Consider the following 17674-nt stretch of genomic DNA (forward strand, 5'->3'; position numbering starts at 1 on the left):
TAACCGGTAAACGTAAAGAATTTAAAGCCCATTTTACCTTGAAACGATAAAAAACTATGAGATTGAAAAAGTATTGTTTAGTAGTATTTATAGCCTTAATGACAAATTTAAGTTTTGCTCAAGAAGGTATTCCAATATATTCAGATTACTTAACTGATAATTATTACTTAATTCATCCGTCAATGGCAGGTGTTGCTAATTGTGCGAAGGTGAGATTAACAGCCAGACAACAATGGTTTGGTATTGATGATGCACCAAGTTTGCAAACCTTAAGTATGAATGGTAGATTAGGTGATTCACCAGTGGCTCTTGGCGGAGTGTTGTTTAACGATTCTAATGGATATCATTCAACAGTTGGAGGATATGCAACATTTGCATATCATCTTATGTTCTCTAGAAATGAGATTGATTTAAATATGCTGTCATTTGGACTAAGTGCTGGTTTTTTACAATACAAATTAGACGAATCAGATTTCTTAGCACCAGGGGAATTTGATGATTTAATAGCGGGAATAGAACAAAGTGCAACAAATTTTAATATAGATTTTGGATTCTCATATAATTTTATTGATTTCTATGCCCATTTTACGGCTAAGAATATCTTAAAAAATGAAGGAATTAATTTCAACGATCAGGGATTTGAATTTGATAATTTAAGAACTTATTTATTTTCTACTGGATATACCTTTAGTAAATACGGAAGTGATTGGAGCTATGAGCCATCTATAATGTATATGTATAGAGATGCAACCGAAGAATCTTCAATTGATATTAATGCTAAAGTCTATAGAGAAATGGATTTTGGAAAGGTTTGGGGAGGATTGTCATATAGACGAAGCTTAGACGGAGCAGAGTTTGTTGATGGTGGTGGTGTAAGCAGTCAAAAATCACAATATTTCACACCTTTCATTGGTGTAGATTATAACAGTTTTGTGTTTGCATACACATATTCGTATCAAGCCAACACTGTAAACTTTAATACGGGTGGTTTTCATCAGATTACTCTAGGGTATAACTTTAATTGTAGACGAGAGAAATATGAATGTAACTGTCCTGCAGTAAACTAATAAAAAAGGCTCAATGAAAATTGAGCCTTTTTTGATTTAGAATTATTCCCATCTATAATTTTTTTGCTTTGCTTGTTCTTTGATTGCCTTAAGCAAAGCATTTTCTAATCCGTTGTTTGTTTCATTAGATCTATTAGCAACATAACCTCGGCGTTTTATATTTAACTCTGCAATTTCTTTTTGCAGTTGTTCACGCTCTTTTCTTTTTTTATCAATGTATGATTTAATTTCATCTTTTGATTTACCTTTTAATTCTTCAGGTAATTGATTGTCTTTTAAATTGTCGTATGAGAAGCTTTTTTCTTCTTCAGCATCTACTAAATCCCAGGAACTATTTTTATAAAGTCGAGAACTTTTACTAACAGTTCTATTTAATGCATTGGCTTTATTGTACCCTCTTGCATTAGAATCTTGTTCTGCTTGTAATTCTAACTTAGCTCTCCCTTTTTTTCCATAGGCTACATATGTCTTATTTAATTTTTTATTTAGCTCTAAAATTTTGTCATCATATGGTGACGCAATATGAACTGTTGCTTGGTTATGATTAATTGCCATATAATTTCCATGAGTTAAATCTGCACCATCTTTCCAGAAAGTAGAAATACCAGTATTGTAGTCACCACAGAAGATTGTATTTACGGTAACATCATTTTGATGCGCTAACTTTGATGCATCTTTATAACTAACTCTACCTTGTGAATAAGGTTCATTTCCTGCTATAAAAATAAATTTTAAGTCCTCTTTATTTTCTCCCCATTCAAGTTGATTTAAAGCAGTTTTAATCACTTTACCACAATACTCTTCCCCACCGTTAGTTGTTAGAGAGAATAAGGATTTTGATATTTCATCTAAGTCATCACTAAATCCTAAGACCTGTCTTAGATAGCCTTCTTCTGCATTGAGATTATCATTGCCATATTCGTAAAGTGCAATCTTTAAATCTGGATTTTCCCCTTCACATTTAGCATAAGACAATTCGTTTACAATTTGCCATAATTGTGCTTTTGCCTGGTCAATAAGACCATCCATGCTATTAGAGGTGTCTAATAATAGTGCTACTTTAATTTCTGGTTTTTCGTCTTTTAGTTTTGTTTTAATAATGGTTTTTGAAATTGCTAAATCTTTTTGATTTGTTTTCGTGTTTGCATTACATGCCATTAATAGTGTAAGGCAAAATGTAAGGCATGATGTTTTAATTATCTGTTTCATAATTTCTAGTTTTTTGATTAACACTGTAAAGCTCAGTGGAAAAACCTTTAATAAAAAACCATAATGAGTAACGGTTCTTTTTCAATGAGTGAAGACTTATAATAAATGAGTAAAGTTGTAAATTTTGATCATCATTTAACTCAAATTCTGATTAGCCTATTTTTTGAAACCAAATAAAGTATGTATGTTTAGTCCAGGTATTTTTAAACGAAACAATTGAAACTCAACAAATCATATATTTTATCTTTCCTTATAGGTTTTTTTGGACTATTTATGATGGCTCAGAATAATGCCAAAGAAGAGTCTAACGAAGAGGTTGTTTTTACCATAAGAGGTTCTGTGTATATACAAAATACAAGGGTTCCGGTTGAGAAAGTAGAGATTGAAGTCAATAATGGTACCTACACAACTACAAATAAAGATGGAAAGTTTACCATAAGAGCCAAAGTGGGTGATGAGCTAACAGTAAGTCATAGAGATTTTGAGACTGTATTTTATACCATAGAAAGTGGTGAAAGAATCATCATTGAAGTGACTACAGAAAACAAACCTTACTCAAGGAAGACAAGATTAGATGGTGCTATACAACGGTTTAACCAAATGATAGATTCTGCAGATATTTATTTAAAGAAAGATGCTGAAAAGAGTTTAATGTTTGTTGGCGATGCCTTAGATGTTGGTGTTTCGTCAGGTCAAAGTGCTGAAGCACACGAGTTGCTTGGTGATATTTATATGCACTGGAAACAATATGATTTGGCTATTTCTGCTTTTAAAATAAGTATACAGAATGCTGAAACTAATTCAGCAAAGCTAAAATTAGCCGAAGCGTTTAATAAGAATGGAGATTATCAAAAAAGTATTTCAACTTACAAGAGTATAGATGAAAAAACCTTATCAAATTATCAGAAAACAACCTATTATGAAGGTTTTGGAGATGTATATATAAATACGGAAAACTTAACACAAGCAATTGCATCGTACGAAGAAGGCTTAAAGGTTGCGAAAAGACATTTAATTTCACCTAAGGTTACAGATTTGAACTCTAAAATTGCTCAGGCATATAATATTAAAGGTGAAAAGAGCAAGGCGAAAGATTACTTTAGTAATTCATTAAACTTGGCCGAAAAAGAAAATAAAAAGCGCGCTGTAGAAGAGAAGATTAAGGTGGCTGAGTTTAATAGTGAAAATCAGGATTATGAAAGTGAGATAGAATTAAGAAAACAAGCTTTAGAAGATATTGTAGATATTGAAAAGGATTCTATAATTCCTAATGAAAGTCCTATAACATCTCAAAAACAAAATTATAAAATCGGTAATGCTCTTATTCTACAAAATAGGAATGATGATGCCATACCATATCTAGAAGAGAGTAGAAAGGAAGCAGTAGAAAGGGGAGATCTTGTCGTAGGAAAAGATGCAACACGTAAATTATCTGAAGCGCTTTTTAGAACTGGTGATACTAAAGAAGGATTGGCAATGGTAGATAATTACAAGAATATTGTCGACGAATTATATGCTAAAAAAGAACAGGAGTTATCTCAGGTAGCACGCTTTAGTCGCAACTTAGCTGAGCAACAAAATAGAATAACCTCTTTAGAAAGCGATAGAGCACTATCTCAAAGTAAATACGAATTAACACAAGAACGTAATAAAAGACAACAACTCATTATTTACTCTCTCGCAGGTGGTTTAGTGTTATTATTAATCACTGGATATTTAATGTTTAAATACATTAAACAACAGCGTTTGGCTAATAATCTGCTAGCATTAAAATCTTTAAGAAGTCAAATGAATCCTCATTTTATTTTTAATGCTTTAAATTCTGTCAATAGTTTTATTGCAATAAACGATGAGCGTACAGCTAACAAATATCTCTCAGACTTTTCGCATTTAATGCGATCTGTTTTAGAGAATAGCGAAGAAGATTTTATACCACTGAAAAAAGAAATTGAACTTTTAGATCTATATACTAAATTAGAACACTTTAGATTTAAAGATAAGTTTGACTATGCCATTGAGGTAGATAAAGACATTAATGTTGAGGACTATCAGATTCCACCAATGTTACTGCAGCCGTATATAGAAAATGCAGTGTGGCATGGATTACGTTATAAATCGGATAAAGGTCATTTAAAGATTGCTATACAACCAAAATCTAAAAATGAAATAACGATTACTATTACTGATGATGGAATTGGAAGAGAGCGTTCTAAAGCCTTGAAAACAGCCAATCAGAAGAAACAAAACTCTAAAGGCATGAATAATATTAAGAAGCGTGTAGCCATTTTAAATGAAATGTACAAGGACAAGGTAGATGTTACGATTCAAGATTTTCAGGAGTTGCAAGATGCAGGTACCAAAGTCGTTGTAACATTAAAAAAAGATTAAGCATGAAATTAAAAAGCATTATAGTAGAAGACGAAGAAACCAGTAGAGAGATTCTAAGAAACTACCTCACCAAGTATTGTCCAAACATTTCAATTGTAGGCGAAGCTGCAAATGTAGAAGATGCTTTGGTTTTAATAAGGAATAATGACTTAGATGTAGTCTTTTTAGACGTAGAGATGCCGTATGGCAATGCTTTTGATTTATTAGACAAAGTTGGTCATATAGATTTTGAAACCATTTTTGTGACAGCTTATAATCATTATGCCATTGAAGCCTTAAATGCACATGCCTCTTACTATTTAATGAAACCCATTTCAATAGACGAATTGATAAAAGCTGTAGATTACGTTACTGAAATTAAAACTAAAGAAGATGCTTTGCAAGATCAGGTTTTAGTGCCAAAAACAAATTCAGTAAATGGTAAAATTACCATACCTCAGCAAAATGGTTTTGAGATTATAGAAACCAATAATATCATGTACTGCAAAGCAGATGATAACTACACAGAGATTTACCTTAACAATAATAAAAAAAAGCTGGTTAGTAAAACTTTGAAGTATATAGAAGAAAGTCTAAAAGACTCCAATTTTGCCAGAGTACATAAAAGCTACTTGGTCAACGTAAACGAAGTTGTGAAATATGTTAAAGGTAAAGGAGGAAGTGTAATTTTGAGTAACGGTAAAGAGATTATTGTATCTGCCTCTAAAAAGTCTGATTTACTTTCTTATTTTAAATAGATAAATATGCCAGTAATAAAACCAGTTAAAGGAATACATCCCCAAATACCAGAAGATTGTTTTGTTGCAGAGAACGCAACTATAGTAGGAGAAGTGATTATGGGTAGTAATTGCAGTGTTTGGTTTAATGCAGTAATACGAGGAGATGTGCATTTTATAAAAATGGGTAATAAAGTGAATGTACAAGATGGAGCAGTTATCCATGCAACCTATCAAAAATCACCAACTGCAATAGGTAATAATGTGTCAATCGGTCATAATGCCATTGTACATGGTTGTACTATACAAGATAATGTACTTATAGGAATGGGTAGTATCATTATGGACGACTGTGTTATAGAAAGCAATAGTATTATTGCTGCTGGAGCTGTTGTGACTAAAAATACAGTGGTAGCATCTGGAAGTATTTATGCAGGTGTACCGGCCAAAAAAGTAAAAGATATTAGTCAGGAACTGATTTCAGGAGAAATAGATCGAATAGCTAATAACTATGTGAAATATTCTGGTTGGTTTAAAGACTGGTCTTAATAATTTCAATTAACTCATTTACTGTTTTAATAGTATTAAGTTTTTCGTTATTTAAAACTATTGATATAATTTTATCTTTCTGTTTTAAAACTGTTGGGTAATCAACTTTTACATTTGGATTTTTAGCTTCAAATTCATCCTTATGTAAAAACTCCATATCAGTATCTATAGATTTTCTAAAAGCCTTCCACGTAGTATTTTCAGTAAACGTATCGTAGGTTAAAGCACATAAACTGCATGGATAGGTAGACGCATTAAATAATTTGTACCCAGCATCAAATAGTGCATTTATTTTTCCAGAATTAGCATTGTAAACAAATATTAACTTCATGAGGCTTTAGTACTTGTATTTTAGAAAACCTTACTAAAAGTCTAAAAAAGATGTTTCAAATTGATTGTCTAAAACAGCGTTTAATACTTCTATATTGCCGTTGGTAAAGAGTTTGATATTACCTTTTGACGAATTTGTGTTAAACAATTGATGAGTAGATAAGATAGCTTTGGTTTGTTTTGCTACCGCTAAGCCTGAATCAATGATTTTTACATCATTTGGCAATAATCTTGATAGCATTGGTATAAGATAAGGGTAGTGTGTGCAACCTAGTACCAAATAATCAATATTCGCAGTTATCATTGGCTCAAGGTAGATTTTTAGGAGAGCTTCCAGTTCTTTAGAATCTAAATCACCAGATTCAATTAACGGCACAAGGCCTTCACCAACCTGTTCTACAACAAGTATGCCTTTAGTGTACAGATCTGTAGTTTTATGAAATAATTGACTGCTTAGTGTGCCTTTTGTTGCTAAAATACCAACCACCTTGTTTTTTGTATTTAATGCTGCAGGTTTTATAGCAGGTTCAATTCCAATAAACGGAACCTTGTAAGTAGTTCTTAAATATGATATAGCATTAGTGGTTGCTGTATTACAAGCTACCACTATAAGTTTACAGCCTTTACTTAGTAGTAACTCCGTGTTTTTAATGCTAAACTGAATGATGTCTTCTTTAGACTTACTACCATAAGGTGCATTCTTACTATCTGCTAAATAGATAATGTTTTCATTAGGCATAAGTGAATTAATCTCTTTAAAGATTGATGTGCCTCCAATACCAGAATCAAAAATACCAATTGGTTTATTACTCATTATTACAAAAGTAAAAAGTCGCTTATAACTAAGCGACTTTCTAATTATTATTTTTCTAGAATTATTATATGCCTAATTCGGCTTTTACATCTGCTAAGAGATCTTTCCCTAATGCTACAACTAGTGTTGACTCTTCCAGAACATATTCAAATCCTTGAGCTTTAGCTACCTTGTCTATAGCGGCCTTTGCTTTTTCTGTTATTGGTTTTAAAAACTCAAATTCCTTTTGTTGAATATCTTTTTGAGCTTCTTCTTGATATTGACCAAGGCTTTGCTTTATACCTTCAACCTCTTCCATACGTCTTTGGTTTTCTTCTTGAGTCTGTCCTTTTGCTTCAGCATTATATTGCTTTAGTTTTGCATCTAGCTCCTTAAGAGATTCCTGTATAGTTGCTTGATAAGTCTGTCCAAGTTTTTCAATCTCAGCTTGTGCCGCTTTATACTCTGGCATAGCTTTGATTAACTCCTGAGTATTAATATGTGCAACTTTGCTTTGGGCAGCCGTAAAACTTGTAGCTCCAATAAATAATGCTGCTGCAAATAATAAAGTTTTTAAATGTTTCATTTGTTTTTAATTGTATTACGTGTTATTAATTATCTTCTCCTTCTTCTGATTCGTTAGATTTTGCTTTTGCTATTGAATCGTTTTTCTTTACGTTTTTTTCACGTTCTTCACGTGCCTTTTTTCTCTCTTCTAATATTTTCTTTTTTCTGGCTTCTAAAGCTTTTCTTCTGGCTTCTCTATCTTTTAATTTTTGTTGACGTCTCTCTTCTAAAATCTCTGCGGCAGTCTTCGGTTTTTTCGACGCAGTTGAATCTTTTTTCACTGTTTTTTTAACCTTTGTACTGTCTGTTTTTATTGTCTTTTTTTCTTTAGCTGTACTATCCTTAGCTGTTGTTTTCTTTTCTTCAGTTTCTTTTGCAGCATCTTCAGTGGTTTCAGATCTTTTATTACGTGCATCAATTACTCTTTGACGACGTTCTTCAGCTTCGCGTCTCTTGGCATCTCTCAATTCTTGCTGTTTCTTCCTGCGTTCTTCTAAAGCTTTTTCGCGTTCTGCGCGTTTTGCTGTTAATTCTGCTTCTCGTTTTGCCTTTCTTTCTTCTAACGCTCTCTTACGCTCATCTAACTCATTACTCACCTCAGGTACAACATCTTCCTCTTCTAATTCTTTTCGCTCTTTTTTGCTTTTAGCTTGATTACGTCTGGACGTTCTTGTGATAGTTCTAAGTACTTGCTCACTAATGTCATAGCGTTCTGCTGAGTATAACATCACAACATCTGCGGATTTATCAAATACAAAATCAAATTTTTTGGTTTCTGCGATTTGCTGTACTGCAGCAAATATTTGATCTTGAATTGGTTCAATCAGTTGACGCTTTTGAATCATTAAATCACCATTTGGACCAAATCGTTTTTGTTGATAGTCTAAAACTTCTGCTTCTTCAAAAGAAATATCTTCCATACGCTCTTCGTATAATTCTTTAGTTAAAAGCACACTTTCATTTTCTAACTCCTTTTTCTTTTGCTCAATTTCATTTAATCGTTTTTCAATTTCAGACTTCCATTGCAGCACTTTTTTATCTAACTGTGTAGAAGCTTCTTGATACTCTGGTACATTTTGTAAAATGTATTCTGTATCAATATAGCCTATCCTAACACCACGTTGTGCATTCACGCTAAAGCTCATCAGACTTATAATTGCCAGTAAAAAAAGAACTTTAAATTTCATCGTTTTATGTTTTTATTTTTTTAGACATTTTAATGGTAAAACCAAATGTTACTTTGTTTTGACCTTACATTACTTCAAATTAACGAAATATATTCTTAAAAATTTTAACACCATGATGAAATCCTTACTTAGCTATTAGAAAATATCGTGCCAAACTTAAAATTGCTGACCTATTATGAAGTGAGTTTCCCATCCATTTGCACCAGTTGTTCCAGGTACAGGATCAAATCCGTGACCGAAGTCAATACCCAATAATCCAAAAGCTGGCATAAATATTCTAAGTCCTAAACCTGCAGATCTGTTTAAGTTAAAAGGATTGAAATCTTTAAAACTATTTACAGATGCACCTGCCTCTAAAAAGGACAAAGCATATATTTTTGCTTGAGCTCCTAATGTAATTGGATAACGTAATTCTAATGAGAATTTATTATATATAGAACCACCATCTACTTGTGATAATGATTGATTTGGATATCCACGTAACTGAATAATCTCTCTACCATCTAAGGCAAAGTTACCTAGACCGTCTCCTCCAAGGAAGAAACGTTCAAAAGGAATGACTCCTCTATTATTATTATAAGCACCAAGAAAACCAAATTCCATACTAGGACGTAAAACTAATTTTTTAGCTAGCTCAGTATACCAATCTACTTTAAATTTAATTTTATAGAATTCTAACCATCTAAAACGTTCCTGATCAATTTCTCCAATTCGTGCAAAATCATCTGGATCTGTCGGGTCTAAACCATCTCTTTCGTCCTTAAGACCTTCATAGTCTACACCATTTACTAATGAATATGGGAAAGAAAACTTAGCAGTTGCTGTAAAACTTGACCCACCTGTTGGGAAAATTGGATCTGTATACAAGTTATTTCTGCTTAGTCCTATGGTATAAGATAAGTTGTTAGACGTACCATTACCGAATGTGAATAATCCGGTATTATAATTGTTCAGACTATAATTTTGGTAACTAATGGCCTGAGATAGTACAAAGAAATCATCAGGTTCTGTTAATCTGGTTGAAGCACCAAACGTTAATCCAATAATATTAAAACTTCTACTTTTATCTGCTCTTCTAGTTCTTTGGTCAAATAAGAATTGTCTTGAGTAAGATAATGATGTTGATACCTGGAAAGGTTTTTTACCACCAAACCAAGGTTCACTAAACGAGAAGCTATAGGTTTGAAAAAACTGACTGGCTTGTAATCTCAATGCCAAACTTTGTCCATCTCCTCTAGGTACTGGTTTGTAAGCCTCTTTGTTAAAAATATCCTTAATAGCAAAGTTATTAAACGATAATCCTAGAGTACCAATGAATCCACCACCACCATAACCACCTTGTAGCTGTATCTGGCTAGATCCTTGTTCTACTACAGAGTACTCAACGTCTAATGTGCCGTCTACTGGATTGGGATTCTTAATATTTGGTGCAATTTGCTGTGCATCAAAAAAGCCTAATTGTCCAAGTTCTCTAATGGTTCTAATAATTTTAGCTTTGCTGTATAATTCTCCTGGACGTGTTCTTATTTCTCTGTAAATAACGTGGTCATTCGTAACATCATTACCAACAACAGTTACATTGTTAAAGTATGCAGGCTTACCTTCAGAGATACGGATTTCCATATCTATGACGTTACCGTCTGCACTAACTTCTACAGGGTTTATAGTTGAGAACATATAACCAAAGTTCTGATAAGCATTAGTTAAGTCGTTTGCATCAGGATTTTGTTGGTTGGCAATTCGTTCTCTCAATTCTACACCGTTATAGGTATCTCCTTCTTTAATTTTAAGTATGCTCGACAATTGCTTATCTGTATAGATCGTATTACCAACAAATGAAATTTTACCAAATGTATATTTCTCACCTTCTTCTACTTCTATATTAAGGCTAATGGTTTTATCGTTATTATAAATAATAGAATCAGAAATAATCCTAGCGTCTCTATAACCATTTTCTTTGTATTTGTCTACAACGCTGACTAAATCTGCTTTATAATCTTCTTCAATAAATTTAGAACGTTTAAGAAGTCTAAGAATATTTATTTGCTTGGTGTTCTTCATCGCTTTACGAAGCTTTTTGTCCTTTAGTTTTTCGTTACCTACAAAATTTATTTTCTTAATTTTTACTTTTTCGCCCTTATCGATCTTAATGAGCATATTTACACGCTCCTTTTCAACTGAGTCAATTACTTGAGAGGTTACAATATTAACTTTAGTATTTATAAAACCTTTCTTTTTGTACTTATTAGTTAGAAAATTTCTAGTGGTTGCTAAAAGGTTTTCAGTTACTTTTTGACCGGTTTGAAGATTGTTTTCATTTATAATCTCTTCTTTTTTACCTTTTCTAACCCCTTCTATGGTTAGATCTTTAAGCTCGGGTAGGTCAATAAGATTGATTTCTAAGTCTGCAGTGTCGCTATTAATATTAATAACATATATGTCAATACTACTAAATAAATTGGATTTCCATAAGGTCTTAACAGCGTTTGCTATTTTTTCTCCACCTATTTCGATTTCATCACCTTTTCTTAGTTTAGAATATGCAATAATAGTCTGAGGGCTAAAATTAGTATTGCCTGTAACGGTAATTTCATTTATTAGATACGTTTCACCACCATCTACTTGAGCATTAGCACTAAATGAAAATATAAATAGTAATGCTGTAAAAATAACCTTGATAAAAGTTTTATGTGCTGCCCTAGGAGGTAAGTTGTTCGCTTGTTTTTCCAAATCTTCGTTCTCTGTTTTGATAGTTTATGATTGCTTCGTACAGATTTTCTTTTTTAAAATCTGGCCATAAAATATCTGTAAAATATAATTCTGCGTAGGCAATTTGCCAAAGCAAAAAATTACTAATTCGTTGTTCACCGCTTGTGCGAATAAGCAAGTCAACATCTGGTAAATTTTGCGTGTAAAGATGCTTATTTATAATTGATTCATCAATACTTTCGGGAGAAATTATATTATTTTTAACTTTAACTGATAATTCTTTAATAACATTAACAATTTCTTCACGAGAGCCATAGCTTAGAGCTAAAGTTAATGTCATATTCGTATTATTTTTTGTTTTTTCTATCACATCTAATAGTTCTTGATGAGCCTTCTTAGGTAGATCTCTTAAACAACCAATAGCTGCAAGTTTAATATTGTTGTCATGAAGCGTTTTTATTTCTTTTTTTAAAGACTTTACTAATAGCTTCATTAAGGTTTGAACTTCAAGTTTAGGTCTATTCCAGTTTTCGGTAGAGAAGGCGTAAAGCGTGAGGTTTTTAACACCTAATTCTGCACTTGCTTCTACAGTTTCTCTAACAGATTTAGTCCCATTTTCGTGACCAATAACACGCATCAAACCTTTTTGCTTAGCCCAACGACCGTTACCATCCATAATTATAGCAATATGGTTAGGTAATTTGTCTTTATTTATTTGTTCTGTTAGACTCATTTAAAAATTGCAATAGCAAGGTCTTCTGCCAAAGGTGTAAGTTAATGTAAATCCTGAGAATACATACCAATCATTACTGTTTGTGTTTCCAAAACTCAGAGGTTCTAGGCTCTTAGCTTCAGGAACACTACCATCTAATTCATCAGAAAATGTATATCTGGCACCTATTTCTGCAGCTAGAACCAAATGATTTGTAATATTTGTTTTGTAACCTAGGACCATAGGAATACCATAGGCCCAACTGCTGGTATCCTCTGAAGTTAAGACTCCAGTATTAGAAAAATAGTAATTATCGTGTTTTGTAAATGTAATACCTGAGTATAAATAAGGTGTTCCCTTTATTCCAACGGTATGAAGATCAAATTCCATAAAAGTAAATTCCATACCCGCGGAGATTTCTAATAAACTATTAGAAAAACTGTAATCTCTTTGTTGACGTCTTGGGTCGTCTGACTTGCTATCTAGTCCTTCAATTTCTGAAAAAATCACTGAAGCCCTAAAGGAGTGTCTAGCACTTCTATTCCATTTAAAAATACCACCTATTGCAGGCTGATTTGGCGAGATATAATTTGTAGCTCCCACATCTCCAATAAAATTACTACCACCAGCAAAGATGCCAACTTCATAGATTTGAGCATCAATCATTTGAATGGTGAAAATGTTAATTAAAATTAGAAATAAATATCTCATAAATTTTACAAAGTTTGCAAATATAACAATTATGATTAGCCTATGACAATTTGAAATAAATAGTCTTACAGATAAACAGATTTTACAAGCATTTATTGTCTAATTACGTCGATCTTCTCCCCAAAGTAATTTTTTTCGGAGTGTATTTAAAAAAGTTTCGTCGAGTAATTCTACCATTTTAATTACAAAGTCGGCTTTTTTAATAATCACTCTAGTGGTATTTGCTAAAGTAACTATTCTTGAATCTAGAGACATTAAAAACCGATCTTCTCTTCCGTCAATCTTTAGCGTAACTTTAGTATTATCTGGGATAACTAATGGTCGAGCACTAAGATTATGAGGTGCTATTGGTGTTAAAACAAAATTCTTAGCTTCTGGAGTTATCACTGGTCCGCCACAACTTAACGAATACCCTGTAGATCCTGTTGGTGTCGAAAGTATTAATCCATCTGCCCAATAAGATGTTAAATACTCATCATTTAAGTGAGTTTCTACAGTGATCATAGACGTCGTATTTTTTCTACTTACTGCAATTTCATTTAGAGCGAAGTTGGTTTCAGTAACGTCTTCGTTTATCGGATGAGTTTCTACACTGAGTAATGAGCGTTCTGAAACCTTATAATTGCCATTAAAAAGTTGTGATAGAGCAGCCTCTATTTCTTCTGTCTGAATAGTTGCCAAGAAACCTAATCGACCGGTATTTATACCTACGATAGGAATACCTAAATCTCTAACATAAGTTATTGCCCTTAATATAGTACCATCGCCACCAATACTTACAAGAAGATCAAAACTTTTATCTAGTATATTGAATTTTTTTAATACGACACCATTCTGAGTTTCAACATTTAGATGTTTTAGAAATTTAGATTCTACATAGACGTCAAGCTTAGCTCGATTAAGCCCGTTAAGAATAATATCAAATGCCTTTTGAGTAGTTTCCTTTGTGAAGCTTTGTCCGTATACAGCTATCTTCATCCGTTACATTTTTAGGTATTTGTCTAAATATTTTGAACGCTCTTTTAAGCTTTCAATGTAGGAGTCTTCCTCATGACCTGAGACAATATTATAACTGTATCTTCTAAAGGTTTGAATAATTTCATTGAGACTGGCATTGCCTACTTTAATCGTAATCCGTACTAAATTACCATCCATTTTAGAAATAAATGCACCAAATAACTTAGCATCATTAGATTCTACAATCTGGCTGATTTCACTAAAGGAATAGTCATTAATACCTTTCTCAACTACTAAGATACCACCTGGTTCTGCAAAAAATGGTGTTTCATTAAATAAATGAATAACATCATTAAGCTCATAATATCCAATATATCTATTGTTCTTATCTAGTATAGGCATAATATTAGAGTCATTCTGTGCAAATGCTTCTAATACATCTAACCAATTTGTTGTTGGTCTTACATAGAAGCCTTCAATGGCATAGTTACAGTCACTAATAGAAATTGCACCATCAAAACAATGGGCATCAGTTTCAGAAATGCAACCTAAATACACTCCATTGTTTTGTATAGGAATATGAGAGTATGTGAGTTGATTAAAAAGCAATTGTAAATCGCTAATTTTATCATTATTATTTAGAGGTTTTATGTCATTTATTACAAAATCCTGTAGTTGCATAATGGTACTTTAATTATGCTGCAAATTAATCAAAAATAACCACAATTTGCGTGTTCTACTTTGTATTTTTGTGATTCAAAAATTAACAAAATGACCAAATTAAGTGTTAATATTAATAAGATTGCAACACTACGAAATAGTAGAGGTGGCGATGTGCCAAATGTTGTGAAATTTGCACAAGATGTGCAGCAATTCGGTGCCCAGGGTGTTACAATTCATCCCAGACCAGATGAGCGTCACATTCGTTATCAAGATGCCTATGATTTAAAATCAGAAGTCTACACAGAATATAATATTGAAGGTAATCCAATACCCAAATTTGTGGACATGGTCTTAGATATAAAACCTACTCAGGTGACTTTAGTACCAGATTCTATTGATGCAATTACATCTAATGCTGGTTGGGATACAATAAAACATAAAGACTTTTTGGTTGAGGTTATTAAAGAATTTAAAAACAATGGTATACGAACATCAATTTTTGTAGATCCTGACCTGCATCAGATCGAAGGCGCAAAAGAAACAGGTACAGACAGAATAGAGTTATACACAGAAGCTTACGCTCATCAATATGGTTTAGGCAATAAAGATGCTATTAAACCATATATGGAATGTGCTGGTTTGGCAACTACTTTACAGCTTGGTATTAATGCAGGACATGATTTATCATTGGACAATATCAAATTCTTTAAACAAAATATCACAGGTTTATTAGAGGTTTCAATTGGCCATGCTTTAATAGCTGAGAGTCTATATCTAGGAGTAGAGAACGTTATACAAATGTACCTAAGTCGTTTAAAATGATTTTACACGCTAATATTTTTGGTGAAGGTGAACCATTTGTAATTCTTCACGGATTTTTAGGCATGGGAGATAATTGGAAAACCCTCGCCAGAAAATTTTCTAAGTCTAATTTTGAAATGCACTTGGTAGATCAGCGGAATCATGGAAGAAGCTTTCATTCCGATGATTTTGATTATGATCTTATGGCAGAAGATTTAAAAGCGTATTGCGATTATCATAATTTATCTCAAATTACACTTCTTGGCCATTCTATGGGTGGAAAAACAGCGATGTTATTTGCTTCAAAATATCCTGAGTACCTTTCAAAACTTATTGTTGCCGATATTTCCCCGCGTTACTACCCTGTGCATCATGATGCTATTTTAGAAGGGTTAAGTCAATTAGACTTCACCTATGTTAAAACCAGATTAGAAGCTGATCAGGTCTTAGAATCTTATGTGCCAGATAATGGCACAAGACAATTTTTATTAAAAAATCTATACTGGATACATAAAGGTGAATTGGGTCTGAGAATTAATTTAGAAACCTTAAAAGAAAATGTTTCTGAAGTTGGTGAAGCTTTGCCGATACATTCAATTTTTAAAAAAGACACCTTATTTTTACGAGGCGATAAGTCAGAATACATAGGTAATTCTGATGAAGCCATTATAAAACGCCATTTCCCAAACTCTAAGATAATTACCATTTCTAAAGCAGGGCATTGGTTGCACGCCGAAAATCCTAAAGAATTTTATGATGCTGTAATAAAATTCGTTTAATTTACATTCCTAAAAAAATCAATCTTGTTTAAAATGAAATATGCCATAAGACTTTTTGTGTTAATTATAAGTGTTCAATTATCACATGCTCAATTCAAGCCAAATGATGGTCCATATAAGGACTATCACGATTCAGGTGAATTAATGGTGGAAGGCCAAAATAAAGATGGCAAAGCTGTTGGTGAATGGATTCGTTACCATAAAAATGGGCAGATTGCAAATATTTCAACATTTACAGAAGGCAAAAAAGACATACCTGAAATATCATATTATGAAGACGGTACATTAAAAAGTAAAATTGAGAAAGAGGCAGACATTCATATTCAAAGAAATTATTTTAAATGTGGTAAACTTTTCTTTGAGCGCGCTTATAAAAGCGGCTATTATAAAGAGTTTACAGAAGATAGTGTATTAAAAGTCGAAGCAAACTATAAAGATTTTAATCTTTACGGAAAATGGAAACAATATTATGATAATGGTAATGTAAAATGGAGTGTCAGTTATGAAAATGGCTACAGGAATGGCGTGTACGAAGAGTTTTATAAAAATGCGCAGCTAAAAGTAAAAGGAATAATTCTTAATGAAAAAAAGAAGGGTGAAGAAAAACGTTATGATGAGAATGGTAATTTAGTCTGGAAAGGACACTACGATGATGACGAATTTGTAAAAACCTGGATAAAGTATAACTAATAAAGGAAAAAAGATAAAGAAGATAAAAACTAAAAAAGAAGATATAGATTTAACACCTACGAAAGTCACTGATGGTGTCCTAGAAAAAATACCTGTTTTTCCTGGTTGTAGCGAAGTTTTTGGAAATATAGCCAGAAAGAAATGTATGAACCAGAATATTGCCCAATTCATTGTTAATAATTTTGATACAGATATAGCTGCAGATACTGGTTTAACTGGACGTCAAAGAATATACGTGTCTTTTAAAGTTGATAAAGATGGTTATGTTGGTTTAGTTCAAATAAGAGCGCCACATCCTAGGTTAAGAATTGAAACCAAACGTATTATGGAGATGATGCCTAGACTGGAAGCGCCAGGATATTTCAGAGGAAATCCAGTGGTTTTTCCATTCTCTATACCTATTGTTTTTCAGGTTCAGTAAAGTTTTTTGTTATTAGCACTATACAGAACTTTATTTTCTATAATTTTAAAGAAGTTAATTATTAAAAATTCATTCAAATGAATACGCTCATTAAACTTCTTTTAAATGCTATTGCAGTAGTGTTTTTAGCCAAAGTGCTAAATGGTGTTTTTGTCGACACTTATTTAACGGCTATTATTGTAGCTGTTGTTATATCTATTTTGAATGTTTTGGTTAAGCCAATTTTGGTCATCTTAACACTACCTGTAACCATAATTACCTTAGGCTTGTTTTTATTCATCATTAATGCTATAATAATACTTTTGGCAGATAAACTCGTAGATGGTTTTAGAGTAGATGGTCTATGGACAGCGGTACTATTTAGCATCTTACTTAGTATCTTACAATCATTGCTACATTCTTTTGTTAAAACAGATAAAAAGTAA

General features: G+C 32.5%; 19 protein-coding genes. 9 read left to right on the forward strand and 10 right to left on the reverse strand.

The genetic code is table 11. The features are described 5' to 3' along the window. Nucleotides 1-56 precede the first annotated feature (56 nt). Nucleotides 57-1067: a PorP/SprF family type IX secretion system membrane protein gene (locus ACTG3Y_RS05325; protein WP_439151888.1), complete on the forward strand. Its 1011-nt coding sequence runs from the start codon at nt 57-59 to the stop codon at nt 1065-1067. A gap of 42 nt (nt 1068-1109) precedes the next feature. On the opposite strand, the gene ACTG3Y_RS05330 is transcribed toward ACTG3Y_RS05325, so the two are convergent. Beyond that, nucleotides 1110-2276 (reverse strand): vWA domain-containing protein, encoded by a 1167-nt coding sequence (locus ACTG3Y_RS05330; RefSeq protein ID WP_439151889.1) that lies wholly within the window; start codon nt 2274-2276, stop codon nt 1110-1112. Nucleotides 2277-2492: 216 nt separating this feature from the next. Here ACTG3Y_RS05330 and ACTG3Y_RS05335 point away from each other — a divergent pair, with 216 nt between their 5' ends. The 3 genes from ACTG3Y_RS05335 to ACTG3Y_RS05345 are packed head-to-tail and all read left to right on the forward strand — an operon-like array spanning nt 2493 to nt 5929. After that, nucleotides 2493-4664, forward strand: coding sequence for a histidine kinase (locus ACTG3Y_RS05335; protein WP_439151890.1), 2172 nt, complete (start codon nt 2493-2495; stop codon nt 4662-4664). A 2-nt stretch (nt 4665-4666) separates the two neighbouring features. After that, nucleotides 4667-5401 carry a LytR/AlgR family response regulator transcription factor gene (locus tag ACTG3Y_RS05340; RefSeq protein WP_439151891.1) on the forward strand — a complete coding sequence of 245 codons (735 nt, stop codon included), beginning with the start codon at nt 4667-4669 and terminating at the stop codon, nt 5399-5401. A gap of 6 nt (nt 5402-5407) precedes the next feature. Next, nucleotides 5408-5929, forward strand: a complete 522-nt coding sequence (locus tag ACTG3Y_RS05345) for a gamma carbonic anhydrase family protein (RefSeq protein ID WP_439151892.1) — start codon at nt 5408-5410, stop codon at nt 5927-5929. Here ACTG3Y_RS05345 and ACTG3Y_RS05350 read toward each other — a convergent pair. From ACTG3Y_RS05350 to ACTG3Y_RS05390, 9 genes are all read right to left on the reverse strand, one after another. Beyond that, nucleotides 5913-6260: a GTPase gene (locus ACTG3Y_RS05350; RefSeq protein ID WP_439151893.1), complete on the reverse strand. Its 348-nt coding sequence runs from the start codon at nt 6258-6260 to the stop codon at nt 5913-5915. The two genes, ACTG3Y_RS05345 and ACTG3Y_RS05350, sit on opposite strands and share 17 nt — an antisense overlap. 33 nt (nt 6261-6293) lie before the next feature. After that, complete coding sequence (gene murI, locus ACTG3Y_RS05355) at nt 6294-7073, reverse strand: glutamate racemase (RefSeq protein WP_439151894.1); 780 nt, start codon at nt 7071-7073, stop codon at nt 6294-6296. Between the two features lie 64 nt (nt 7074-7137). Beyond that, nucleotides 7138-7638 (reverse strand): OmpH family outer membrane protein, encoded by a 501-nt coding sequence (locus tag ACTG3Y_RS05360; protein ID WP_439151895.1) that lies wholly within the window; start codon nt 7636-7638, stop codon nt 7138-7140. A 25-nt stretch (nt 7639-7663) separates the two neighbouring features. Then, on the reverse strand, nt 7664-8806 hold the full coding sequence (locus ACTG3Y_RS05365) for an OmpH family outer membrane protein (RefSeq protein WP_439151896.1): 1143 nt from the start codon (nt 8804-8806) through the stop codon (nt 7664-7666). 156 nt (nt 8807-8962) lie between these two features. After that, complete coding sequence (bamA, locus tag ACTG3Y_RS05370; RefSeq protein ID WP_439151897.1) at nt 8963-11536, reverse strand: outer membrane protein assembly factor BamA; 2574 nt, start codon at nt 11534-11536, stop codon at nt 8963-8965. Then, a complete protein-coding gene (locus tag ACTG3Y_RS05375) occupies nt 11505-12248 on the reverse strand; it encodes an isoprenyl transferase (protein ID WP_439151898.1) in 744 nt (247 codons plus the stop codon). Before ACTG3Y_RS05375 ends, bamA begins: the two co-directional genes overlap by 32 nt. Beyond that, a complete protein-coding gene (locus ACTG3Y_RS05380; protein ID WP_439151899.1) occupies nt 12249-12938 on the reverse strand; it encodes a DUF6089 family protein in 690 nt (229 codons plus the stop codon). Nucleotides 12939-13037: 99 nt separating this feature from the next. Further along, on the reverse strand, nt 13038-13916 hold the full coding sequence (locus tag ACTG3Y_RS05385; protein ID WP_439151900.1) for an NAD kinase: 879 nt from the start codon (nt 13914-13916) through the stop codon (nt 13038-13040). Nucleotides 13917-13919: 3 nt separating this feature from the next. After that, a complete protein-coding gene (locus tag ACTG3Y_RS05390; RefSeq protein WP_439151901.1) occupies nt 13920-14576 on the reverse strand; it encodes a CBS domain-containing protein in 657 nt (218 codons plus the stop codon). 90 nt (nt 14577-14666) lie between these two features. Between ACTG3Y_RS05390 and ACTG3Y_RS05395 the strand changes: the two genes are divergently transcribed. The 5 genes from ACTG3Y_RS05395 to ACTG3Y_RS05415 all read left to right on the forward strand — a co-directional run bounded on the left by ACTG3Y_RS05395 (nt 14667) and on the right by ACTG3Y_RS05415 (nt 17674). After that, on the forward strand, nt 14667-15380 hold the full coding sequence (locus ACTG3Y_RS05395; protein WP_439151902.1) for a pyridoxine 5'-phosphate synthase: 714 nt from the start codon (nt 14667-14669) through the stop codon (nt 15378-15380). Further along, a complete protein-coding gene (locus ACTG3Y_RS05400) occupies nt 15377-16138 on the forward strand; it encodes an alpha/beta fold hydrolase (protein WP_439151903.1) in 762 nt (253 codons plus the stop codon). The genes ACTG3Y_RS05395 and ACTG3Y_RS05400 overlap by 4 nt, the downstream gene beginning before the upstream one ends. A 33-nt stretch (nt 16139-16171) precedes the next feature. After that, entirely contained in the window at nt 16172-16828 is a 657-nt protein-coding gene (locus tag ACTG3Y_RS05405) for a hypothetical protein (RefSeq protein ID WP_439151904.1), read from the forward strand. Nucleotides 16829-16973: 145 nt separating this feature from the next. Next, a complete protein-coding gene (locus tag ACTG3Y_RS05410; RefSeq protein WP_439151905.1) occupies nt 16974-17249 on the forward strand; it encodes a hypothetical protein in 276 nt (91 codons plus the stop codon). A gap of 77 nt (nt 17250-17326) precedes the next feature. Further along, nucleotides 17327-17674, forward strand: a complete 348-nt coding sequence (locus tag ACTG3Y_RS05415) for a phage holin family protein (protein ID WP_439151906.1) — start codon at nt 17327-17329, stop codon at nt 17672-17674.

Origin of the sequence: Winogradskyella sp. (genome assembly GCF_965656915.1) — a bacterium.
GTDB lineage: Bacteria > Bacteroidota > Bacteroidia > Flavobacteriales > Flavobacteriaceae > Winogradskyella.